We start from the raw sequence: 23,489 nt of genomic DNA, 5'->3' as shown, positions 1-23,489 counted from the left end.
ATTCAATTACATCATCATCATTTTCATACTTGCACTCAAGCGAGCTGAAAATGTATTGAATAAAATTTGAAATATATTTTAAACCCGTTTGAGTAAATCAAACGGGTTTTTTATTTCTGCCGGTACCAAGAAATAACTTTCCTAAAAGATTTACTCAAACCAAAGAAACAAAAATGAGTAAATTAAAAATAGCCATTCAAAAATCAGGAAGATTGAATCAAGATTCTCTTCAAATTTTAAAAGATTGTGGTATTTCAATAGATAATGGAAAAGATCAGCTTAAAGCTTCTTCAAGTAATTTTCCACTAGAGGTTTTTTATTTGAGAAATGGTGATATTCCTCAATATTTAAAAGATGGAGTTGTTGATATTGCCATTATTGGCGAAAATTTATTGATTGAAAAAGGAGGTGGAATTGAGTTTATTGAAAACCTTGGCTTTTCAAAATGTCGAGTTTCATTAGCAATTCCTAAAGGAGAAGTTTATAATGGATTGGAGTACTTTCAAGGAAAGAAAATTGCAACTTCCTACCCTAAAACAGTTGGTGATTACTTAACTAGAAATAAAATTAAAGCTCAGTTACATATTATTAACGGGTCTGTTGAAATAGCACCTAATATTGGTTTGGCTGATGGAATTTGCGATATTGTTTCAAGTGGATCAACACTCTTTAAAAATAATTTACAAGAAGTAGAAGTAATTTTAAAATCACAAGCTGTACTTGCTGTTTCTCCCAGAATACCTAAATCTAAGCAGGAAATTCTAGACAAGCTTCAATTCAGAATTCAATCGGTTTTAAGGGGTAGGCAATCGCGTTATGTTTTACTGAATGCTCCAGATGATAAACTAGAAGAGATTATCAACATTCTTCCAGGAATGAGAAGTCCGACGGTACTTCCATTAGCAGAAGCGGGTTGGAGTTCAGTGCATTCGGTTCTTAATAAAAATGAATTTTGGGAAATAATAGATGAATTAAAGAAATCAGGAGCCGAAGGAATATTGGTATGCCCAATAGAAAAAATGGTGATGTAAAATGAATAATCGAATGAAAATAATTAGAAACCAATCCAAAGACTCAGTTAAAAACTTGACGAAAAGAGTTTTGTTAAATAACGAAGGATTGACGGAGAAAGTGAGAGATGTTCTTTTAGAAGTTAAAGAAAAAGGAGACAGAGCGCTTAAAAGTTATACAAAACAATTTGATGGAGTAGAGCTTGAAAGTTTTTTAGTATCAAAAGAAGAGTTGAATGAAGCAAAAAACTTGGTGGATTTATCTCTAAAAGAAGCAATCCAGTTGGCACAATCGAATATATTAAAGTTTCACAATTCACAGATAAATAAAGAGAAAGTAATTGAAACTACAAAAGGTGTTAATTGTTGGAGAAAAAGTGTTCCCATAGAAAAAGTTGGATTGTATATTCCAGGAGGATCGGCTCCATTGTTTTCAACAATTTTAATGTTGGGTATTCCTGCAAAATTAGCAGGATGTAAAGAAATAATACTTTGTACACCTCCAAATAAAGAGGGGAAAATCAATCCTGTTATATTATACACGGCTTCTTTAGTTGGGGTAACCCAAATTTTTAAGGTCGGAGGAGCACAGGCTGTGGCGGCAATGGCTTTTGGAACGGAAACAATCCCGAACGTGTATAAAGTTTTAGGACCAGGGAATCAATTTGTAACCAAGGCAAAAGAATTAATTCAGCAAGAAGGAGTAGCCATTGATATGCCTGCAGGACCGAGTGAAGTGCTGGTTATTGCTGATAAAACAGCAAATCCGGAATATGTTGCAGCAGATCTTTTATCTCAGGCAGAACATGGTCCGGATAGTCAAGCCTTGTTGGTTACTGTAGATGAAAGCTTAGCAGTAAAAGTTGCTGAAGAAATAGAAAAACAATTAAATGAACTACCAAGAAAGGAAATAGCAAAGAAAGCCATTGAAAACAGTTTTATTTTACTTTTAGAGACGTATGACGATTGCCTTGATTTCAGTAATCAGTACGCACCTGAGCATTTAATTATAGCATCAGATAAACCAGAGGATTTTTCCGAAGGAATTGTTAACGCGGGGTCCGTTTTTTTAGGTAATTATAGTTGTGAAAGCGCCGGTGATTATGCCAGTGGTACGAATCATACTTTGCCAACAAATGGATTTGCCAAAAATTACAGTGGTGTATCACTAGATAGTTTTGTAAAGAAAATAACATTCCAAAAAGTTACCAAAACAGGAATAAAAAATATAGGAAACGCAATAGAGTTAATGGCAAGTGCAGAAGGTTTAGAAGCGCATAAAAATGCCATTACTGTTAGATTAAAAGATATTGAAAATGTTTAAGTTGAATTCATTAATAAGACCCAATATATTAAAATTAGAAGCGTATTCTTCTGCTCGAGATGAGTTTAAAGGGGAAGCGGAAGTGTTTTTAGATGCCAATGAAAACCCTTTTGGAGATCTGAACCGTTATCCAGATCCAAATCAATCTGAGATTAAGAAAAAGCTTTCAAAAATTAAAAATATAGATAGTAACCAAATTTTTATTGGAAATGGAAGTGATGAAGTCATCGATTTGGTTTTTAGAATTTTTTGTGAACCAGGGGTAGATAAAGCACTAACCTTTTCTCCTACATATGGAATGTATAATGTTTCTGCATCTATTAATAATATTGAGTTACTTAAACTTCCACTAGATAAAAACTTCCAAATTGACACGGATCAATTAGGTGCTTATATCAATGATGAAAGTCTAAAGCTTATTTTCATTTGCTCACCTAACAATCCTACAGGGAATTGCTTTAATAAAGCCTCAGTGGAGTATATTTTGAACAATTTCAAAGGAATTGTTATAGTGGATGAAGCCTATATCGACTTTAGTTTAGAGGAGTCTTATATATCAAAAGTCAATGATTTTCCTAATTTAATAGTTTGCCAAACGTTCAGTAAAGCTTGGGGATTGGCAGGTGTTAGAGTGGGAGTGGCATATGCAAACTCCGATATAATTAATTGGTTTAAGAAGGTAAAACCTCCCTACAATGTGAGTACATTGAATCAACAGGCAGTTTTAGATAGGTTAAAAAATAGAGCGCAGTTCGAAATAGAAAAGAATATTATTCTAAATGAAAAAGAAAAACTCATCAAGAGATTTGAGGAGTTGGACCTTGTCAAAAAAATATACCCTTCAGAAGCTAATTTTATCTTAATTGAAGTGAGTAATGCTAATGAAATCTATCAGACTTTGGTATCCCAAAAAATAATTACAAGAAACAGAAACAAGATTGTAAGAAACTGTCTTCGGATAACCGTTGGAAATAGTGATGAAAACGATAGGTTAGTAAATACTATGGAAAAAATTAGTAGAGAATTAGTAACACCAAAAGCATAAAAGACAATTAGATATTATGAAAAAAGTACTATTTATTGATAGGGACGGAACTTTAATAAAGGAACCAGCTGATGAACAAGTAGATTCATTTGAAAAATTGGTGTTTTATCCTAAAGTTTTTCAAGGGTTGGGTAAGATAGCCAGAGAATTAGATTTTGAATTAGTTTTGGTAACAAACCAAGACGGACTAGGTACTGAGGTTTATCCTGAAAATACATTTTGGCCAGTTCAAAATTTTGTAATGAATACCTTGAAAGAGGAAGGGATTGTATTTGCTAACGAAATTATAGATAAAACTTTTGCTAGAGATAATCAACCTACAAGAAAGCCCAATACAGGTTTGTTAACTCAATATTTTTCAGAAGAGTATGATTTAACCAACTCATTTGTAATTGGTGATAGGTTAACGGACGTTGAATTAGCAAAAAACTTAAAGTCTAAAGCAATTTATATAAATGATGAAACCTATTTAGGGTCTGATGAAATTACTGTGAAACGAAACGAGTTGGATGAGTTTATAGCTTTAGAAAGTAATGATTGGAATGCTATTTATGAGTTTTTAAAACTAAAGGACAGAACTGCTGAAATAACAAGAAACACTAACGAAACAAAAATAAATATCCAATTAAACTTAGATGGAACGGGAAAGAGCAATATTGATACAGGAATCGCCTTTTTTGACCATATGCTTGATCAAATTGCACGCCACGGTCAGATGGATTTAAATATCAATGTTGTTGGAGATTTAGAAGTAGATGAACATCATACTATTGAAGATGCTGCGATTGCCTTGGGTGAAGTGTTTTCAAAGGCTCTAGGAGGTAAGTTAGGTATAGAGCGCTATGGTTTTTGTCTTCCTATGGACGATTGTTTGGCTCAAGTCGCTATCGATTTTGGTGGTAGGAATTGGTTGGTTTGGGAAGCTGAGTTTAAAAGAGAAATGATAGGTAAAATGCCCACAGAAATGTTCTATCACTTTTTTAAATCTTTTACTGATGGAGCAAAATGCAACTTAAATGTAAAGGCTGAAGGAACCAATGAGCACCATAAAATAGAGGCTATATTTAAATCTTTTGCAAAAGCCATAAAGGTAGCCGTAAAAAGAGATGTCAACAAAATGATTTTACCATCAACTAAAGGGGTTTTATAATTAATAGTTGTCAGTTATAATAAATCAATAAATAGCATTGCTTGTGATAACTGACAATTGAATAACGGATAATTGAAAATGATAGCGATAATTAAATACAATGCTGGGAATATACGATCTGTGCAAAATGCCATTACGAGACTTGGGTATGAAAGTATTATAACAGATAATCACGAAGAGATTTTGAAAGCAGATAAGGTTATTTTTCCTGGAGTTGGAGAAGCAAGTTCAGCAATGGCTTATCTGAAAGAGCGAGAACTTGATAAATTGATTCCTTCTTTAAAACAGCCAGTATTGGGAATATGTCTTGGTTTGCAACTATTATGCAAAGATTCGGAGGAAGGAAATACAAAGTGTTTAGGTGTGTTTAATTCTTCAACCAAACGTTTTCCTCCAGAAGATAAGGTACCTCATATGGGGTGGAATAATTTTTCTGCAAATTCTGATTCGGAATTATTTAAAGAAATACCTCAGGAGAATGATGTGTATTACGTACACGGATATTATGCTGAAATTAGTGATGATACCATTGCAACTAGTAACTATATAACTTCATTTAGTTCGATAATGAAAAAGGATAATTTTTACGCCATGCAATTTCATCCAGAAAAATCGGCGAACGTAGGAGAGCAACTTTTAAAGAACTTTTTAGAAATTTAGTAATGAGAATTATACCAGCAATAGATATTATAGAAGGAAAGTGTGTACGCTTAACTAAAGGAGATTATAATACCAAAAAAGTATATAATGAAAACCCTATTGAAATAGCCAAGGAATTTGAAGATAATGGAATTCAATATTTACATTTAGTAGATTTAGATGGAGCTAAATCGAGTCATATTGTAAATCATAAAGTATTGGAAACAATCGCATCTAAAACTAGATTGATCATTGATTTTGGCGGAGGTTTAAAATCTGAGGAAGATGCACGAATAGCATTTGAAAGTGGAGCAAGCCAAATCACAGGAGGAAGCATTGCTGTGAAAAATCCTGATGTTTTTATGAACTGGATGAATGTTTATGGAAGTGAGAAAATAATTTTGGGAGCTGATTGTATTGATAGAAAAATAGCAACACATGGTTGGTTAGAAAAATCCGAATTAGATGTTATAGATTTTATCAAGGAATATGAATCCAAAGGTGTTAAAAACTGTATTTGTACTGATGTAGCCAAAGATGGAATGTTACAAGGTGCTTCAGTTGATTTGTATAAGGAAATTGTCAATAAAACTCAGGTTAACCTTATAGCGAGTGGAGGAGTTTCGAATATGGATGATTTACATGAGTTAAAAGAAATAGGGTGTAGTGGAGCTATTTTAGGTAAAGCTATTTATGAGGGAAAAATAACATTAAAAGAACTTCAACAATTATGCTAAAAAAGAGAATTATACCGTGTTTAGATATAAAAAATGGACGTACGGTAAAAGGAGTAAATTTTGTTGATATCCGTGATGCTGGCGACCCAATTGAACTTGCAAAACAATATGTGTTACAAGGAGCAGATGAATTGGTGTTTTTAGATATAACAGCAACTTTAGAGAATAGGAAAACTTTGGTAAATCTTGTGGAGAGAATTGCCAAAGAAATTAATATTCCTTTTACTGTTGGTGGAGGAATAAGTTCCGTTGAGGATGCTTTGGCTTTGATAAATGCGGGAGCTGATAAAGTGAGTATAAACTCTTCCGCAGTAAGAAATCCACAACTTATTGTTGATTTAAAAGAGCGTTTTGGAAGTCAGTTTGTTGTCGTGGCTATTGATACTAAGAATGTCAATGGTGTTTGGAAGGTTTTTACCAAAGGAGGAACCTTTGAAACGGATTTACAAACCTTGGCTTGGGCAAAGAAAGTTGAAGATTTAGGAGCAGGAGAGATATTATTGACTTCAATGAATAGTGATGGAACGAAAGATGGTTTCGATATTGAAGTAACCAAAGCCGTTAGTAGATCTGTAAATATTCCAGTTATCGCATCAGGAGGAGCGGGTAAGGTGGAGCATTTTAAAAAAGTATTTACAGAGACTCAAGCAAGTGCAGGTTTAGCTGCTAGCATTTTTCATTTCGGAGAAATACCAATTCCAACATTAAAAGAACAATTAAAACAAAAAAATATTCCAATAAGATGAAAATAGATTTCTTAAAAACAAATGGATTAGTTCCTGTTATTATTCAAGATCAAGCAACATTACAGGTACTAATGTTGGGATATATGAATGAAGAAGCTTTTCAAAAAACCAAGAAAGAAGGTGTGGTTACCTTTTATAGTAGAAGCAAACAACGCTTATGGACCAAAGGAGAAACTTCAGGAAACTATCTATATGCCAAAAGCATTCAATTAGATTGTGATAATGATACTCTACTGATACAAGTAACTCCAAAAGGACCGACTTGTCACAAGGGGACGACTTCGTGTTTTGGTGAAGCAACGGATAAGGGATTTATGTATAAGTTAGAGCAAATAATAAGCGAAAGAATAGATAATAACGTTGAAGAGTCTTATACAAACAAGCTTTATAGACGAGGGATTAATAAAGTAGCTCAAAAGGTTGGGGAAGAAGCTGTAGAGTTGGTAATTGAAGCTAAGGATGATAATGAAGAGCTGTTTAAAAATGAAGCAGCGGATTTGTTGTATCATTATTTGATTTTATTAAAAGCAAAAGAAATACCATTTGAATCAATAGAGAAAGTATTAAAAGACAGAAGTTAGTGGTTAACTAGAAGATAAGTATAATGTATAAAAAATCAGTATTGCAAAATAATACTGATTTTTTATTGAGAAATGTTTTTTGTTTAAATATTTGTTTGCTAGTATTTTGAATGATTAAAAAAATACTGTTCATCGAAAAATTCTTTTATTTAAACATGAAAAAGTATATTTTTACCTAAAAATAAGGTGTTGATATTGAGGTGTTTATGGTTTAATAGTAAACATTTTATTGTAATAAAAGATCGGCTTAGTGTAGAAAAATAGCCATTTTGTCTTGTGGGGCAAGTAAGGATCCTTAGAAAGTGTTTTGTGAATTTTAGTAGAAACGGTTCTAAAAAAAATAATACTAAAAGGAATAAATCATTTAGGGGAAAAAAAGGCTTACTACTAATTCTATTTAATACCAGTTTTATAAACATAAAACTGGTATTTTTCTTTATTGAGAAATATTTTTTTAACATTTGTTTAATGTAATAGAGTTTTTATTAAACAAAATTTATTAAATTTGTCTAGCGCCATTAGTAGGTGCAAATTTTTTAGCTAAATTATTTTTGTTTAACTTATTTTAATTAATGATAAACAAAGTCTGAATTAACCGAATATAGACTTTAAAAAAGAAGTAGGTGCTAACTTAAAACAATAAGTAATGTTTACTAAAAACTTAAAAACAATTTTGTTCACTGGATTGATGTTGGCTTCTGTGTCATTTATCTCTTGCTCGGATGATGACACGCCTGTAGTTGAACAGCCAAAAAATATTGTAGAACTAGCCTCTGCAACTCCTGATTTGAGCTCACTCGTTGCTGCTGTACAGAAAGCGGGGTTGGTGGATGTGCTCTCTGCGGATGGTGCATTAACGGTGTTTGCTCCAACCAATGCAGCTTTTCAAGCTTTGCTAGATTCTAATAACGATTGGAACTCTTTAGATGATATTCCAACCGATGTATTAATGAACGTTCTTAAGTTTCATGTGTTAGGACAGAAAGTAACATCCGGTGATTTATCGGATTCATATGTTAATACTTTAGGGGTAGGGCCAAATGATGAGAGTTTGTCGTTACAAATTGAAACTACTGGGGCAATTGAATTCAATGGTGATGCCAAACCGGTTACGGTGAATATAGAAGCTAGCAATGGTATTATTCATATAATTGACAAGGTAATGTTGCCACCTAATGTTGTATCAACTGCAATTAATAATTCAAACTTCTCGACTCTTGTTGCCGCGTTAACCGATAGTAGACATACAACTGATTTTGTATCTGTTTTAAACGGAGATGGTCCATTTACCATTTTTGCACCAACAAATGAGGCTTTTCAAGCTTTATTGGATAGTAATGCAGATTGGAATGGTTTAGCCGATATTCCAATTGAAACATTAGATGCCGTTTTAAAATACCATGTAGTAAATGCAGCCAATGTACAATCGAAACAATTACAGAATAACCAAGAAATAACTATGTTAAGCACAGGGAAAGTCACTGTTGATTTAACTAATGGAGCGAAGTTAAAGACCTCAAGTGATCAAACAGTTTCTATTACTGCGACTGATGTTCAAGGAAGCAACGGAGTAATCCATGTTGTGAATACGGTTTTACTTCCAAGCATGTAAAAAATTCTATGCTTTTCTATTTAAATCGGTATAACCTTGTTGTCATGCCGATTTTTTTATTTTTGCGGAAAGAGCTAATGAAGATTTTTTTAATTTCTGCATTTTTAATTTTTTACATGATACAAACATTCTTTTATTTAAAAAGAATTCTTAATAACGGAGTTTTAACTAGACTTCAGAAAATTATCAATTGTGTTTTTGTTTGTCTATTTCCCTTTGTGTGGTATTTCCTGATTAAAGGTTTAATTAAAGATGAATTTGAAGTTATGACCAAAAAAAAGAGAGATTACTTACAGAAAAGAGAGCCTTCTCCTCATAGTCATAATGGTGGGGGAGCATAAGGGTATATGTAAGGTGTTTTTTTATTGTTTGTTTAATTTTTAGATTTAAAAAGTATTGATTGTTTAAATTTTTTATTTAAAGTTTTAAAAATTGTTAATTTATATGTTTAAATGTTAAATAAAATTTAAAATACTTTTTCGTGTGTAAATAATTTATACTTTAGAACCAGTTGGAGGTTTTTAATCACTCTTCATAAGATTATTATTTCTTAGAAAAACCTTCAAAGATGGATTACTTGCCGTAGAGAAAATAAGATTAGAATACATGTTGTAGGAAGGTTTTATAAATAAATTACATTTAGTAAAAGTTTATAAGATAAACTGTACTTCTTTTTAAATCACCCCTAAATATTGTTAATAGGTACACTCACCTTTAAGGTTACCTTGTTTTAAAAACTAAAAAATGGTGGGCAGAGAAAGTACTGCCCAAAAAATAACCCCAAAAATCTAAAAAAAATTGTTGCGCAATAATAGGTGGATGCTGAAAAACCTTAATAGAGTAGGCTAATTGATATAAAACTGTAAAAAAAATGAAAAAAATCAAATCATTAGGAATAATCGCTTTAGTAGGATTATCATTCGTATTCATGAGCTTTAGCTCTGCATCAGACGACATGTATGGAGATTCTTATCTAGTAACACAAGGTGTTGAAAATGTAGATGGAGAAGAGGTAGCAGCCGCGAGTTTGTTGAGAATAACTGCTCGAGCTACTCGAAGAGCAATTAATTTCACACGTAGGGCTGTGGCATATACCAGAGAGGTGTATCGAGTTAATGCTCCAGGGTTAGAAGAGGTAGTTATGACAGCTTCTACTTGGGTAATGGTTGATAATGTTGATAAACATTCGAAAAAATACCTTGAAAAGATGCATAGTCTTAAAGATCAAAAAGTAAGGCAATTAGGGTAATAGATGAGTGTAAAGTGGCTCTATAGGGGCCACTTTTTTAACCAAACCAAAACATCATGAGAAAAACCATTGTATTTAAACTAATTATATCAGTATTTGCTTTTTATTGGCTCACGACATTACTTTTTGTAAGTCCCAATAACTACATAAAAATTTCATTTTTAGAACATCAAGAAACCTTCGATACGTTCTTTTTTCAGAAATGGGGTTTTTTTGCTCCTCCTCCTAAGCATAATGACCGCTTATACTTTATATTCGAGTCGAAAAAAGACCCAAAGATTTCCTATATGTTTGAAGTAATTGAAAAATTACAAGAACGTAAAAGTAGTAAGGCTCCATTTAATTCTTCCGAAGATATTTTAGATTATGTATTGTCAAGCACTTTGCACAGTATTAGTGATGGGTTGTTTGCCGTCGGGCAATCATTGAATTACGAAGATGAGGTAATTGATTCCATTCAGAACACACTTGATGACAGAATTAGAAAAGGCAAAGAGTATACACAAAGCACAGCAAATTTCGAAACCTTAAAAAGGTATGCTTATGTAGTAGCTAAAAGAAATAATATAGGGAATATTCATGATTATAATTTAACCATTGAAATAACTCAGTTGGATATGCCAAAATTTGCTGAAAGACAAAAGCTTGGGAATATGAAGAAACAAGAAGAAAAACTAATTTTTAAAAGTGACAAAATAGCATTGTAATTATGATAAATAAACTTATTAAAGAAAACAGATTTAGTTTTTACGCACCATTTTTCAGATTATTTATATGCTTTTATTTACTAAAAGACGTGATAATAATGTGGGATTTTAACAAGCTCATTTATAAAGGTGAATCTTTTTTGATGCTTGAAGCAACTCCTTTTTTAGAATTTTTTGGAATTCATACAGCTTTTGTTCGAGACAATTTTGAAATTTTCTATTTCGTCTATATCGTTCTTATTTTCCTTTTTTTATTCGGAATAGGCAAGAGATTTACAGTACTACTTTTGTTTATTAGTGTAGAAGTGGTTCAAAATTTAGCTTGGCTTACTTTAAATGGAGGAGATAATATTTTGAAATTCGCAGTTTTATATTTCATCTTCATTGATTCATATTCCAAATATAGCATCAAACCCTTTAAGCATAAGAATGAATTTTCAAAACAGCTTACTAACCTTTTATCAAATTTAGCTGGGTATTCATTATGTATTCATTTTAGTTTAGTGTATTTTCTTTCGGCACTTCATAAAATAAATGCAGATGTTTGGTTTAACGGTGTAGCAACGTACTATGTATTAGGATCTGAAAGATTTCAAGGAACTCCATGGAACCAATTATTAGTAAAAAATGGAATTTTTGTTACAATAACAACTTATGGAACTGTTCTACTAGAGTTATTATTTCCATTTCTTGTTTGGAACAAAAGATTAAAATTTATTTGTATTCTTTCAGCAGCTTCATTACATCTAGGTATTGCAATTTTTATGATGCTCTATGACTTTCAGATATTGTTTTTACTACTGTTAGGGTTCTTTATAACCAATAACGAATGGAAGCATGTCATTGAAATAGTAAATAATAAGTATGGAAACGTAAAAGTTAGACTTTTAAATCTTGCTCTTAAAAAATGATAATAAGTATCTCTCTAGTTCTTGTTGTTGGTATTTCATGTGGAGCATACTATGTGTGGAAAAAAGAACTATATGTACCTAAAATTCCTTTCAATCCGAAAAGTGATTTAAGAGATAATATTGAAAATATCGAAATGTGGTTCGATTCTATTTCCAGAAAAAATAAATTTAATGGAGCAGTGTGTATTAAGTATAAAAACCAAGTTTTATTGAAACGTACTTTCGGAAATCGTTCTTTTAACAACATTAAAGTAAACAATGATACTATGTTCAGATTAGCCTCATTATCCAAATCGTACACAGCATTTGGGATAATGTGGTTAATCAAAAAGTATAAGCTATCATATGACGAGCCAATAACTACCTATTTGAAGCTTACTATGAGTTGTGATATTACAATTAGAAATTTACTAAACCAAACTTCAGGTATTCAGCAAGATTATATTTCCTTGGCAAAAAAAATGGGGAAACCTAATAATGAGTATGTGCTTACCATTCAAGATGCAGTTAAGTTAATAATTAAGAGTATTAAAGAGAATAGTGTAGAGCCAAACAAGCAATACCTTTATAACAACTCAAATTATATTTTGTTAGCAGGGATTATAGAGGAAGTGTCAGGAAAGACTTTTGAAGAGTTTATGAGATCGGAAGTTTTTGAACCATTAGAACTCTTTAATACAAGAGTTTGGAATTTGGTGTCTGATATTTCTATAGAGAAAATTAAATGTATTTCCCAAGGTTTTGAATCGTATTTAAATAGTGATCCATTAGAAGTAAAACCTACTTGGATTGATGGTGTCGCTGGAGATGGAGCTGTGTTTTCAAGTGTAAATGATTTAGAGAAATGGTCAAGTATTTGGGATTCGAATAAACTGTTAACACCAGAGGAGTTAAGCCCCGCTTTTGAGTTACCAAAATTAAATAATGGAAAAACTTCAAACTATGGTTTTGGCTGGGTGCTCAATGCAGATTCGTTTTGGCATAATGGGAAATGGTTGGCTGCTAATTCTTTTTTAATGAGGAGTAAAACTAACGATTTCAGTTTGATATTGGTTGATAACTCTACTAATATGCGATTTGAAAAAATATCTGAAATGCTTTTAATCAGATTACAATATTTAAAAATTTTAAATTAAAAATATATAAAGAATATGGATAGAAATGATAAATGGAATATCGTTGTTAAAACCAGTATGTTTGTTGGAATAGCAACATTTGTCACAACATTGTTATTGTCATTATTTTGGCATCGAGATGGTTTTGATGATATAGAGTTAGTATTATTAAGTATAACTTCAAGTATTATTTTCTTGTTTTTTCTTGTTTTTTCTTGTTCTAGGAAATTCTAAAATTTTAAAACCACACAGAATCAAGAAGCATAGAAGGGGGGAATCAAATTTAAAAAGAAGGTATGCATTACCAAGTATATTGGTGCTTTCTTTTATTATTTATATGATCTTCGATTCCCTACTTTTTATGATTGATCCAAGTATTTCTCAAGATTATTGGTCGTTTATAGTAAACCTTGATGGAGTTGAAAACCCAGAAATAAATACTACGTTATTTCCAATAGCCTTGTTAAATTTATTTCAAAACATATCGTTAGGAATAATTGGTGGTTTGATTTCTATGAATATTGTTAAAAAGCAAGTGGTATGAAAATAATTTTGTTTGATGGAGTTTGTAATTTGTGTAACGTAACAATCAATTTTATAATAAAAAAAGATGAGAACAATGAGTTTAAATTTTCATCATTACAATCAAGTTTTAGTCGTAAGTATTTAGAGGCTAATAACGTGAATAGTGAAAGTTTTTCAACAATAATGCTCATTGAAAATGATCAAGTTTATACAAAGTCAACAGCGATTTTAATGATATTTAAGTTTCTAAGAGGCTATCATTGGATGAAATATTTACTTCATATACCAAAGTTTATTAGAGATGCTATTTATATGGTTGTTTCGAGAAATAGATATTTTCTTTTTGGAAAAAATAATACCTGCATGATTCCAACAAAAGAACTTAAAGCTAAGTTCTTAGATTAACATTATGGTTGGTGTTATAAGTTGATGATAAAAGAACGTCGTTCTTTTATGTTCTTCGTTCTTTTCAAGTTTTTTCGAATAAATTATTATATATCTTCTGCTTCAAGAGTGACATAAGATTGTTTATTTTTGTAAAACATTCTAAAATTTTAGAATCGTTTAAATGTCAAGAATCAATTAAAAGTAAAAAGTTTGAAAGAAGCCTTGCAGGAGTTGTTTATTGAGTTAGAAAAAAGCTATACCAGTGATAGCTTTGTAAAACTTACCCTTAGCAAAACAGCTAAAAAAAATGATAAGCTAGTAAATGTATATGTAAGAAAGGTTATTATAAAAAATGAACCTTATTTGCAGTTTTTATATAGGTTCTTGACAAATGATCAAGTTAAAAACTATACATTCGAAGAGAGTGTTAATGAACTAGAAATACTTTTAAATGATAAATTTAAGGCAGCTACTCTATTTACATTATCTCACGATTTAATCGTTTTGATTTCAAAAAAGAAAAAGATAAGTTACAAAAGGACAAAACCGAGTCTAACAAACAAACCTTCGGAGAATCATGACAAGACTAAAGAGAGGTTAGCTTCAGGAAAGTATTTAGAGCTATTAGGTGTTATTGATAAAGAAGGAAAAGTTATTCCGAAAATGGCGGATAAGTACCGTCAAATTAATAAGTATTTGGAAATAATTGAAGTTCAGTTAAAATCGGTTAAGCTTCCTAAAACCATTCACATTGTTGATATGGGATCTGGAAAGGGGTATTTAACCTTTGCTTTGTATGATTACTTGGTCAACAAAAGAGATTACAAAGTAACTTTGACGGGAATTGAGTTACGCGATAGTCTGGTAAATTACTGCAATGATGTAGCAGAGAAGTGTGAGTTTTCTGATTTAAAATTTGTAGCACAACCAATTCAAGAGTACGATAATGATAAAATAGATATTTTAATAGCATTACATGCCTGTGATACAGCAACTGATGATGCTATTTTTAAGGGGCTTTCTGCAAAATCAGAGTTAATAATTTGTGCGCCTTGTTGTCATAAGCAAGTAAGGCAACAGGTAAAAGGGAAAGAACAAGAAAGTCCACTCTTGAAGTACGGTATTTTTAAAGAACGCCATTTTGAAATGGTAACGGATACTATTCGTGCTTTAATTATGGAAAAGCATCATTATAATACCAAGGTGTTCGAGTTTATAAGTAATGAACATACGAGAAAGAATGTGATGTTAATTGGAGCTAAATCCAACAAAAAGTCCGATGTTGACTCGTTAGATAAAAAACTGAACGAATTAAAGAGTGCTTATCAAATAGATGAACATTATTTAGAGAGTTTGTTTTAGAGTAATGATCTTGAAATTATATGGAGCTATGTTGTGCTTGTTTTACTAGTTCAAGTGTTACTTCAAAAACAGGCGATTGCTGCATTTTACTTTTTAACCAAGCATAAAAACTCATTACAAATATATCTTCTTGTTTAGGACCAATAAATTCAAAAGAAGATTCTACTAGATCATGAAATTTTGTTGTTGTTACTATAGAGGGATCTTTATAGTAAACTTCTACAAGCCGTAAATATTCAATAACTCTATCTTGATTTATTTCTTTTAAATATGGATAGTATTTTCTTTTAAAACTAAGTAATCTAGATTCAAACAAATTCAGATTTTCAAGTTCAAGATGTAAAAGAATTTCAAAGAGGTTCTTTTTAATTACCCATTCAACTCCAACTTTATCATTATACCATTGATCAGAGTGGTTTAATTTATAAAGTAACTTAATTGCTTTATCAAATTCGCTACTTTGGAAATAGAACATAAGTAAGCTTAGTTGAATTTCTAAAAGTGATTTCTGATCTGTATGTTTTTTTCGAATGGTGTCTTCCAAGAGTTTTATGGCTTCCTCTTGTTGATTCATATAATTCTTATTTAAAGAGAGGAGAAGGAGGTGGTTTAAAGTGAATAGTTTGAAGTATTTTTTGTTGTTTTCATGCATTAAGGATAACATAGATTCAAGATAGTTTAAAGACTCCTTGAATTTTTTATTTCTAAAAAGTGTGTTCGCAATAAGGTATAGCACCCGTATATGATAAAACAGTTGTTTCTCTTTTCTCTTTTTGCTCACAAGAAGGCTGTAGGTTTTTATTAGAAAGGGCTCTACTTTTAAATAGTTCTTATGAATAAATGCCGAAATATTGACGATTGAAATTAATTGGTATAAAGATTTAAAGGAAAGAGAATCATCAATGTTAATATCGTGCTCCTTAAATATTGAGTAAATAAAAGATTCAAAATCGGAGACAGCACCTTTTTCACTGGGAATTAGAATTAAGTTATTTCTAATTTTTGCATAAATAATATTGAGTTCTTCTTCGAGGAAATAACTTTTTTGATTTGATTTAAACTCTAGGATTATTTTGTTTAAATCTGTTTTTGGATGAAGGTGTGCATACTGAATTTTAGTGTGATATATTTCGTTTAAAATAGGGAACAGTTCGTAGTCTTTAGCCAATACCTTTGCTTTATTTAATAGTTTATAAGCTTCATTGTAATTCTGTTGAAACAAGAAATCTCTTGCAACCATAATGTATTTAATCAATAACATGTCTATGGAGTTTTCACCTTGAATTTTATTCATAGCTATGAAGTCAATAAGGCTTTCATGCAATCGTTGCTTTAAAGTATACAAAGCTGCTCTATTTTGTTTTCCGTACAAAACATTGCAAATCAGTTCGGTTGAGGATTCTTGTTGCTTCAAAAGTTTAAACAGTTGAATATTTTTTGTATCCTTTCTTTTGTTTCTTCTTGTTAAAAACAACTCAAACTTTTGTTGTTCTTCCTGAGAAAAAGACGATATAATATGAAAAATTTGATTCATTTAATCGTTAGTTTTTTTATTTGTATACTAAGTAAATATAGACTTTTTAATTATGTTTTTCATTTATATATCGATAGATTTTTTAAAAAGTTGTTTTGTTAAGCTTACTAAATAATTACAATTTTGAACCATAATTAAAACCAAAAGTTATGGACAATCAAATTAAAAACGAATTCGATCAAAACAGAAAGAATAAACTTGAAAAAGATGAAAAAAGGAAAGTATTTAATCAAAAGCCTACTTCAGCATATGTGGGAGCTTCATGGGCCGGTTTGTTAATTGGAATTGTATCTTATTGTATTGGCTTATGGAATGTAGAAATGGAGCTTAATGAAAAGGGATATTACTTTACAGTACTATTGTTTGCTTTGTTTTCTGTGATATCAGTTCAGAAATCAATAAGAGACCGATTAGAAGGAATTCAAGTAACAGAAATATATTATAGTATAAGTTGGTTTACTACGGTAGCCTCTATAATTCTTTTGATTGTAGGGTTATGGAATGCGGACTTATTGCTAAGTGAAAAAGGGTTTTATGCTATGGCTTTTACACTTAGTGTATATGCTGCGATTTCCGTTCAAAAAAACACAAGAGATATCGAATATATCAATAAAAACGTTGAGAAAGAGGAAGAATAGTTGACATATCTTTTAGTTTGGCTCCTGAAAACGCTATGATTTCAGGGGCTTTTTTGGGTTATACAATCACAAAAAATATAATCTTATTTGAACGGAACTTTGTTGTACATTTGAAAAGCAACTTCTTTACAATAGATTAAAGATGGGGCAAAGTGAACTATTTAAAAAACAAACATAAGTTGTACAACTTTCAAATATCACATAGAACTCATTTAGACTTTTTGAGTTTAAGCGAAAATTATAGGTTTTTAGTTCTGTTGAAGGGTTTTTCGAGTTTCATAGCAGGGCTACGGAAGGAAAAAAGGCAAAAACAGGGCTGAAAACAACCATTTTTTAGCAAATTGAAAAAGTTTAAATGAGTTCATTGTGAGTAAGCCAAATAGAAAATGAATAAAACTAAAATTCTAATCATTGCGTCTTTTTTCTCTATTTATGTAATATGGGGATCAACGTATTTAATGAATAAAATAGCGGTAGCTGTTTTGGATCCAATGTTTATTGGAGCTTTCCGTTTTACTTCTGCTGGAATTCTAATTATGATGATTGCTAAAATGACAAATAAGTCATTAAAAATAACCAGAAAGCAATTGCTGAATTCGACCATTGCAGGATTTCTGTTCCTAGTTTATGGGAATGGTGTTTTTGTTTGGGCATTAAAATATGTTGATAGTGGCTTTGCGGCCTTACTAGCATCAACACAACCCTTATTTGTGCTTTTTTTAATGCGATTGATTGATGGAAAAAAAATGCAAGGCAGATCAATAATTGGTGTTTGTTTGGGTATTGTTGGGATGTATTTGTTGGTAAGCCAGAAAGAAGTGACAACTTCCGAAAACATGATTCTTGGAATTTTTATGATATTTTCATGTGTTTTAAGTTGGAGTTATGGCAGTGTATTCGTTTCTAAAGCGGATTTACCTGAAAACTTCTTCGTGAGTACAGGTTTTCAAATGGTTATCGCAGGGTTGATGCTCTTTTCATTAAGTTTTTTAGTTGGAGAAACTTGGAAAATACCAACTGAATGGGGAGGAAAGGTACAATTATCAATGGTATTACTAATTGTATTTGGAGGAATCGTGGCGTTTACAGCTTTTAACTTTTTATTAAAAAATGTTTCTGCTGAAAAAGTAGCTACCTCTGCTTATGTAAATCCAGTAATAGCATTGTTATTAGGATGGTATTTTTTAAATGAGAAATTAAGTACTCAATCTATTATAGCTTCGGCAGTTTTACTTACGGGTGTATATTTTATCAATTCTAGAAAGCCACAAAGTAAGTTAAAGGTTACCACCAAACCGCAAAAAGTTTAAGAAGCTCACCGTTTGGTTTTTTTATCCAACAGAGAGGTGAGTTTTCTTCATCAATAAATTTAAAAATTTCGACCAGCCCTTTTTCATAAGGTAACCATTCTACATTTGTGTGAGGAATGACCAGCCAATCATGTTTTACTGGAATGAAGAATTTAGAACTTTTGAACTCTTTTAAGTGGTTATAATGACAGTAATATCCATCAATACAATCATTATTAATTAGAGGGTAAGTATCTTTCAAATCCTTTAAAGGAACATAAAGTTGTGCTTTAAAATAAACCTGTTGTTTAATTTGATCAGGAGATAAATCAAATTGATTTAAATAGTTTTTACTTTCTTCTGAAAAGAGTAGAGGGAGTTGTTTATTTTTTAATTTGTTTAATTTTTGTACTAAGGAATCTCTTCTGTTGGGACCAATCCATTTATAAAGTTCGTCATCGGACGACTTTGGATCATATAGATAGAACTTGTAAATAACTTCTAAGTGAATAGGAGTGCCGTCTTGGTAGAGTAAACAATCTATTTCTCCTAATGTAATTTTTTCTTTTTGAATTTGAACATTTTCGGATATTATGGAAGTGTTAACTTCATTTCTAAGATCAAAAGAAACGAACCTTTCAACAAGCTTACCTAATCTTAATTTTTCATTTATTGCTAAATTAAAAGAAAGAGTAGAGGTGTTTTTGACTTTAAATTGTTCCAAATCAAAAACACCTTTTCCATGCCATAGAAAAGGTGTTTTTCGAAAACCTATATATTGTAATTGTAAGTCTTTTTGTTTTTGATGCATTTGCTTTAGTTATTCTTTAATACCAAGCTTAGCCATAACTTTATTGGTAATATCAAAACGATCATCAATATAAGCGAAATCATTCCCTCTAGTTGATAATATTTGTGTATATCCTTCGGCTTTTGCTATTTCTTGTATAGCTGCATTTAACTTTTTGTATAAAGGTTTCATAAACTCATCTCTTCTCAATTGAATTAGAGTCGAACCATTTTTACGAAACTTTGCCATTTCTTGTTCTACAACAGCAATCTCATTTATTTTTTTCTTTTTATCTTCTTCCTTCAATGTTTTTTCAATCTTTTTAAAAGCTTCAATCTTTGCACTATAATCTTTTGCCTTTACTTGAAATGAAGAATCCAACTGTTTTCCATAGCTGTTAATTCTAGTAATAACTTCTTTCATTTCTGGCATCTTTCCCATAACAAAATCAGTATCAACGGTTCCAACTTTAGTTTGAGAAAAACCAAAACTTGCTATTAATAATGCTACTATAAGGGTAATTTTTAATTTCATTCGTAAGTTGTTTAATGTTTAAAATAAACCAAGTACCTATAAAAAATATCAAGATAACTTAGTTATGTGTTTTTATGCTTTTCGCAAATATATAAAAGTGAGTATCTTGAGTGTTCAAAAAAAAGTTAAAGTTTAGAGTTAATGGTTTCAATTATGTTTTCAATATCTTCCTGAAAATCGAACCAAATAATCTTATCATCCTTTCTAAACCATGTGCCTTGTCGCTTTGCAAAGCGTCTTGTATTCTTTTTAATTTCGTCAATAGCAAAATCTAAAGTGAATTTACCATCGAAATAATCGAAAAGCTCACGATATCCAACCGTTTGAAGAGCATTTAAATGTTTGTGCGGTAAAAGAGATTTTGCTTCGGCTAACAATCCGTTATCCATCATAATATCAACACGCTTGTTAATACGATCGTACATGATTTCTCTATCAGCTTTCAATCCAACTTTAATGCTGTTGAAATTACGTGGTGTTTTTGGTTTGTTTTTAAAAGAAGAATAAGTTTGTCCTGAACCAATACATATTTCCAAGGCTCTAATTAATCGATGTGGATTATCAAGAGCGATTGAGTTATAAGCTTCGATATCCAGAGTTTTTAATTGTTCTTGAAGGACATTAATGCCTTCGGATTCTAACTTTTGAGTAAGGTCCTCTCTTATTTGAGGGGCAACATCTGGAAAATAGTCTAAGCCTTTTAAAACGGCATCGACATATAATCCACTACCACCAACCATAATTTGAATAGGAGATTTTTTAAAAAGCTCTTCGAGTTTTAAAAGTGCATCTTTTTCAAATTGGCCCACATTATAATCTTCAGAAATACTTCTGTTTTGAATAAAATGATGTGTGGCTGCATTAAGTTCATTTTCATCAGGAACTGCCGTTCCAATACTCATTTCTTTGTAAAACTGTCTTGAGTCACACGAAATAATTTCACAGCCAAAATGTTGCGCTAACTTAATGCTTAATGCTGTTTTTCCAATGGCAGTTGCGCCAACAATAGTAATAAGAGTGTTTGTCATTAATTGTGCAATTTACTTCCGCAGTGGTTACAAAAGGCAGCATCATCGTCGTGTCCGTCTTCGCCACAATTAGGGCATGCTTGAGTATTTAAATGTAAATCTTGTGTTTTTGTCATTTCCGATGATATAATCCCTGTTGGAACAGCTATAATACCATATCCCAGAATCATAATAACGCTTGCAATTAGTTGTCCGAACGCTGTATGAGGAGCAATATCTCCATATCCTACAGTGGTAAGGGTAACAATAGCCCAGTATACACTCCTCGGAATACTCGTAAAGCCATTATCACCACCTTCAATGAGGTACATAACGGTTCCCAGAATAATACAAAGAATCAAAACAAAAAATAAGAAAACTGCAATCTTTGCTTTGCTGGCTTTAAGCGCTTTTACAAAGTTATTACTTTCACCTATAAACCTTGCTAGCTTTAAGATTCTAAAGACTCTTAGTAATCTCAAAGCCCTTAGAGCTACCAGACTGTGGGTTCCTATAAAGAAAATAGAAAGGTATTTAGGAATGGTTGATAAGAAATCAATGATACCATAAAAACTAAAAATATATTTTGATGGTTTATTAATAGCAACGATTCTAAGAATATACTCTAGAGAGAATAAAATAGTTAAAATCCACTCTCCAATATTTAAAGCAGCTCCATATTTTACCTGAATATCGTCAACACTTTCTAACATCACAAAAAGAACGGATGAAAGTATGGCGATTAATAAAATCACATCAAAGACTTTTCCTTCTCGTGTATCCGCTTCATAAATAATTTCATGAAGCTTTTCTTTCCATTTATTTCTTTGGTTTCTCAAAAAAGATGTTCATTAAATAATAACAAAAATATGTTTTTGGTATTTGCTTACCAAATTTACTGTGGTAGTTGAAAGTTATAACAGTTCTGAATTTTATAAGTTTGCTATAAAATCTGTTTTAGAAAACAGCAATAGCTCTAACTGGCGATCCAGTGCCTCCTTTAATTTTTAAAGGCAAAGCAATAAAGCGAAACCTACCTCTGCCAACAAGTTTGTATAGATTAATCATATTTTCATAATGTGTAAAACCTAATTCTCCACAAACATGGTGTACCTTTTTGTTAGAGATACCTGGTACTCCGGGAGACATGGTTTCTACTCCAAAAGCGGCTATTTTTTTATTACCTAAATATGTTGCACATTCAACTGTAATTCCTGGACCATTTTTCCAATTATCGGTTTTAAAGTATTTGCGGTAATGATCAGTATAAAGTAAAACTGTATCTCCTTGCTTAATTTTGAGATTTTCTTTCTCTAAAGCTTCTTTGATTTCTTTAGAAGTAATAAGTTCTTTCAAACCTTTATGCGAAAAATCTAAACATATCCCTTCGGTATAAAACATTGAAAGAGGCATTGTGTCAATAGATTGCCCTTTGTGCTTGGCTGCCATATGGTTAATGGCATCAACATGAGTACCTGTATGTTCTCCTAGTTCAAGTTTATAAACACTTGGAGTAGTTGTGGTAGGGTTTTCAATTCCATCCCATTCTTCATGGGTATTATGAACAGACATTTTAACCTGAGGAAGCCCTTTGTATACAGGCATGCCTTCATAAATTTCCTGGCTTAAATCTATAATTTCTGGCACTGACTATAACTCGATTTTTACGTTATAAGCTTCTAAATCTTTAATGTAATTGTTAGCAACAAAGTCTTCGCTATCAAATTCATCCTGGCGCTTCTTTTTCATTTCAAGACGTTTTATTGCTTTTAAGAATCTTCTCATTTCTATTTCACTATTCACAATAATACCAGGAACTGGTTTACCTTTTCCATTTTCATCTTTAGCTACCATGGTAAAGTAAGAAGAGTTGCAATGATTCACTTTTCCTGTTTGAATGTTTTGTGATTCAACTCTTATCCCTACAACCATTGAGGTTTTTCCGACGTAGTTAATCGAAGCTCTCATGGTAACGAGTTCACCAACTTCAATAGGATTTAAAAAATCTACAGTGTCAACCGAAGCTGTAACACAATAGGTGCCTGAGTGTCTCGATGCACAAGCAAAAGCTATTTGATCCATAAGGTTAAGCACATACCCACCATGAATTTTACCGCTAAAATTGGCATGAGAAGGAAGCATGAGTTCCGTAATGGAAATTCTTGTATCCTCTACATTTACAAATTTATTCTTCATTCTTTTCTATCGTACCACCTCTGAAATGTGGTGATTGTTCTTCTTCTACCTTTGTAACAAAATATTTAGTGTCTCCTAACCAAAAGAAGGTTCCGAAACGCTCTTTATAATGTACTTTTACATACCTCCCTTGATATTTTTGAAGATCATCAATAACTTTTTTCTCTTTGTCTTCCACAGAAAAAGAGAAAATTTGGGCTCCTGAAATACCTTGACTAATTTGACCTTCCCATGTTTTCACAGCAATACCTTTATAGCTAATCTTAATTAATTCCCCTGATCGAACACCTTCACTATAAGGAATGTAATAGATAAAAGCGTAATACAAACCAGCTATTAAAGCTATAATAACTAGAATCAAGGCTAGTATTTTTTTCATTGAGATAATTTAATTTTTCAAT

27 protein-coding genes are annotated in these 23,489 nt (G+C 31.5%); 19 read left to right on the top strand and 8 right to left on the bottom strand.

The window, feature by feature from the left end; translation table 11 throughout:
* Nucleotides 1-173 precede the first annotated feature (173 nt).
* The 17 genes from hisG to ACKTTV_RS14560 all read left to right on the top strand — a co-directional run bounded on the left by hisG (nt 174) and on the right by ACKTTV_RS14560 (nt 15,100).
* Nucleotides 174-1,031: an ATP phosphoribosyltransferase gene (gene hisG / locus ACKTTV_RS14640; protein WP_408031596.1), complete on the top strand. Its 858-nt coding sequence runs from the start codon at nt 174-176 to the stop codon at nt 1,029-1,031.
* A 13-nt stretch (nt 1,032-1,044) separates the two neighbouring features.
* On the top strand, nt 1,045-2,334 hold the full coding sequence (gene hisD, locus ACKTTV_RS14635) for a histidinol dehydrogenase (protein WP_408031595.1): 1,290 nt from the start codon (nt 1,045-1,047) through the stop codon (nt 2,332-2,334).
* Nucleotides 2,327-3,379: a histidinol-phosphate transaminase gene (gene hisC, locus ACKTTV_RS14630; protein ID WP_408031594.1), complete on the top strand. Its 1,053-nt coding sequence runs from the start codon at nt 2,327-2,329 to the stop codon at nt 3,377-3,379. The genes hisD and hisC overlap by 8 nt, the downstream gene beginning before the upstream one ends.
* 16 nt (nt 3,380-3,395) lie before the next feature.
* Nucleotides 3,396-4,529 carry a bifunctional histidinol-phosphatase/imidazoleglycerol-phosphate dehydratase HisB gene (gene hisB, locus ACKTTV_RS14625; protein WP_408031593.1) on the top strand — a complete coding sequence of 378 codons (1,134 nt, stop codon included), beginning with the start codon at nt 3,396-3,398 and terminating at the stop codon, nt 4,527-4,529.
* 78 nt (nt 4,530-4,607) lie between these two features.
* Nucleotides 4,608-5,189: an imidazole glycerol phosphate synthase subunit HisH gene (gene hisH / locus ACKTTV_RS14620; protein WP_408031592.1), complete on the top strand. Its 582-nt coding sequence runs from the start codon at nt 4,608-4,610 to the stop codon at nt 5,187-5,189.
* 2 nt (nt 5,190-5,191) lie between these two features.
* Nucleotides 5,192-5,905, top strand: a complete 714-nt coding sequence (gene hisA / locus ACKTTV_RS14615; RefSeq protein WP_408031591.1) for a 1-(5-phosphoribosyl)-5-[(5-phosphoribosylamino)methylideneamino]imidazole-4-carboxamide isomerase — start codon at nt 5,192-5,194, stop codon at nt 5,903-5,905.
* Complete coding sequence (hisF, locus tag ACKTTV_RS14610) at nt 5,899-6,651, top strand: imidazole glycerol phosphate synthase subunit HisF (RefSeq protein ID WP_408031590.1); 753 nt, start codon at nt 5,899-5,901, stop codon at nt 6,649-6,651. The genes hisA and hisF overlap by 7 nt, the downstream gene beginning before the upstream one ends.
* Nucleotides 6,648-7,232 carry a bifunctional phosphoribosyl-AMP cyclohydrolase/phosphoribosyl-ATP diphosphatase HisIE gene (gene hisIE / locus ACKTTV_RS14605; RefSeq protein ID WP_408031589.1) on the top strand — a complete coding sequence of 195 codons (585 nt, stop codon included), beginning with the start codon at nt 6,648-6,650 and terminating at the stop codon, nt 7,230-7,232. The genes hisF and hisIE overlap by 4 nt, the downstream gene beginning before the upstream one ends.
* A 646-nt stretch (nt 7,233-7,878) precedes the next feature.
* Entirely contained in the window at nt 7,879-8,844 is a 966-nt protein-coding gene (locus tag ACKTTV_RS14600) for a fasciclin domain-containing protein (protein WP_408031588.1), read from the top strand.
* An 871-nt stretch (nt 8,845-9,715) separates the two neighbouring features.
* Entirely contained in the window at nt 9,716-10,093 is a 378-nt protein-coding gene (locus ACKTTV_RS14595; RefSeq protein WP_408031587.1) for a hypothetical protein, read from the top strand.
* Nucleotides 10,094-10,149: 56 nt separating this feature from the next.
* A complete protein-coding gene (locus ACKTTV_RS14590) occupies nt 10,150-10,800 on the top strand; it encodes a hypothetical protein (protein WP_408031586.1) in 651 nt (216 codons plus the stop codon).
* Between the two features lie 98 nt (nt 10,801-10,898).
* Complete coding sequence (locus ACKTTV_RS14585) at nt 10,899-11,711, top strand: hypothetical protein (protein WP_408031585.1); 813 nt, start codon at nt 10,899-10,901, stop codon at nt 11,709-11,711.
* On the top strand, nt 11,708-12,847 hold the full coding sequence (locus ACKTTV_RS14580; protein ID WP_408031584.1) for a serine hydrolase domain-containing protein: 1,140 nt from the start codon (nt 11,708-11,710) through the stop codon (nt 12,845-12,847). Before ACKTTV_RS14585 ends, ACKTTV_RS14580 begins: the two co-directional genes overlap by 4 nt.
* A 15-nt stretch (nt 12,848-12,862) precedes the next feature.
* The gene (locus ACKTTV_RS14575) at nt 12,863-13,060 is read left to right on the top strand and encodes a hypothetical protein (RefSeq protein WP_408031583.1); all 198 of its coding nucleotides are present in this window, start codon (nt 12,863-12,865) and stop codon (nt 13,058-13,060) included.
* Between the two features lie 103 nt (nt 13,061-13,163).
* Nucleotides 13,164-13,370 carry a hypothetical protein gene (locus ACKTTV_RS14570; RefSeq protein ID WP_408031582.1) on the top strand — a complete coding sequence of 69 codons (207 nt, stop codon included), beginning with the start codon at nt 13,164-13,166 and terminating at the stop codon, nt 13,368-13,370.
* Complete coding sequence (locus ACKTTV_RS14565; RefSeq protein WP_408031581.1) at nt 13,367-13,756, top strand: thiol-disulfide oxidoreductase DCC family protein; 390 nt, start codon at nt 13,367-13,369, stop codon at nt 13,754-13,756. The genes ACKTTV_RS14570 and ACKTTV_RS14565 overlap by 4 nt, the downstream gene beginning before the upstream one ends.
* A gap of 192 nt (nt 13,757-13,948) precedes the next feature.
* A complete protein-coding gene (locus tag ACKTTV_RS14560; protein WP_408031580.1) occupies nt 13,949-15,100 on the top strand; it encodes a class I SAM-dependent methyltransferase in 1,152 nt (383 codons plus the stop codon).
* Nucleotides 15,101-15,116: 16 nt separating this feature from the next.
* On the opposite strand, the gene ACKTTV_RS14555 is transcribed toward ACKTTV_RS14560, so the two are convergent.
* Nucleotides 15,117-16,634 (bottom strand): hypothetical protein, encoded by a 1,518-nt coding sequence (locus ACKTTV_RS14555; protein ID WP_408031579.1) that lies wholly within the window; start codon nt 16,632-16,634, stop codon nt 15,117-15,119.
* Between the two features lie 149 nt (nt 16,635-16,783).
* Here ACKTTV_RS14555 and yiaA point away from each other — a divergent pair, with 149 nt between their 5' ends.
* Both yiaA and ACKTTV_RS14545 read left to right on the top strand, forming a co-directional pair.
* Nucleotides 16,784-17,272 (top strand): inner membrane protein YiaA, encoded by a 489-nt coding sequence (yiaA, locus tag ACKTTV_RS14550; RefSeq protein ID WP_408031578.1) that lies wholly within the window; start codon nt 16,784-16,786, stop codon nt 17,270-17,272.
* 386 nt (nt 17,273-17,658) lie between these two features.
* Entirely contained in the window at nt 17,659-18,582 is a 924-nt protein-coding gene (locus tag ACKTTV_RS14545) for an EamA family transporter (RefSeq protein WP_408031577.1), read from the top strand.
* On the opposite strand, the gene ACKTTV_RS14540 is transcribed toward ACKTTV_RS14545, so the two are convergent.
* From ACKTTV_RS14540 to ACKTTV_RS14510, 7 genes are all read right to left on the bottom strand, one after another.
* Nucleotides 18,557-19,372 carry a DUF1853 family protein gene (locus tag ACKTTV_RS14540; RefSeq protein ID WP_408031576.1) on the bottom strand — a complete coding sequence of 272 codons (816 nt, stop codon included), beginning with the start codon at nt 19,370-19,372 and terminating at the stop codon, nt 18,557-18,559. The genes ACKTTV_RS14545 and ACKTTV_RS14540 overlap by 26 nt on opposite strands.
* Before the next feature lie 9 nt (nt 19,373-19,381).
* Complete coding sequence (locus ACKTTV_RS14535) at nt 19,382-19,885, bottom strand: OmpH family outer membrane protein (protein ID WP_408031575.1); 504 nt, start codon at nt 19,883-19,885, stop codon at nt 19,382-19,384.
* A 125-nt stretch (nt 19,886-20,010) separates the two neighbouring features.
* Complete coding sequence (gene miaA / locus ACKTTV_RS14530) at nt 20,011-20,913, bottom strand: tRNA (adenosine(37)-N6)-dimethylallyltransferase MiaA (RefSeq protein WP_408031574.1); 903 nt, start codon at nt 20,911-20,913, stop codon at nt 20,011-20,013.
* Entirely contained in the window at nt 20,913-21,731 is an 819-nt protein-coding gene (locus tag ACKTTV_RS14525) for an ion transporter (protein ID WP_408031573.1), read from the bottom strand. The genes miaA and ACKTTV_RS14525 overlap by 1 nt, the downstream gene beginning before the upstream one ends.
* A 118-nt stretch (nt 21,732-21,849) precedes the next feature.
* Nucleotides 21,850-22,539 (bottom strand): cyclase family protein, encoded by a 690-nt coding sequence (locus ACKTTV_RS14520; protein WP_408031572.1) that lies wholly within the window; start codon nt 22,537-22,539, stop codon nt 21,850-21,852.
* A gap of 3 nt (nt 22,540-22,542) precedes the next feature.
* A complete protein-coding gene (locus tag ACKTTV_RS14515) occupies nt 22,543-23,088 on the bottom strand; it encodes an acyl-CoA thioesterase (protein WP_408031571.1) in 546 nt (181 codons plus the stop codon).
* The gene (locus tag ACKTTV_RS14510) at nt 23,078-23,467 is read right to left on the bottom strand and encodes a 6-phosphogluconate dehydrogenase (RefSeq protein WP_408031570.1); all 390 of its coding nucleotides are present in this window, start codon (nt 23,465-23,467) and stop codon (nt 23,078-23,080) included. The genes ACKTTV_RS14515 and ACKTTV_RS14510 overlap by 11 nt, the downstream gene beginning before the upstream one ends.
* Nucleotides 23,468-23,489: the final 22 nt, after the last annotated feature.

The organism is Tenacibaculum xiamenense (assembly GCF_964513065.1).
GTDB classification, from domain to species: Bacteria; Bacteroidota; Bacteroidia; order Flavobacteriales; family Flavobacteriaceae; genus Polaribacter; species Polaribacter xiamenense.
The sequence above is the reverse complement of the archived record's forward strand: the minus strand, read 5'-3'. Positions and strand labels throughout refer to the sequence as shown.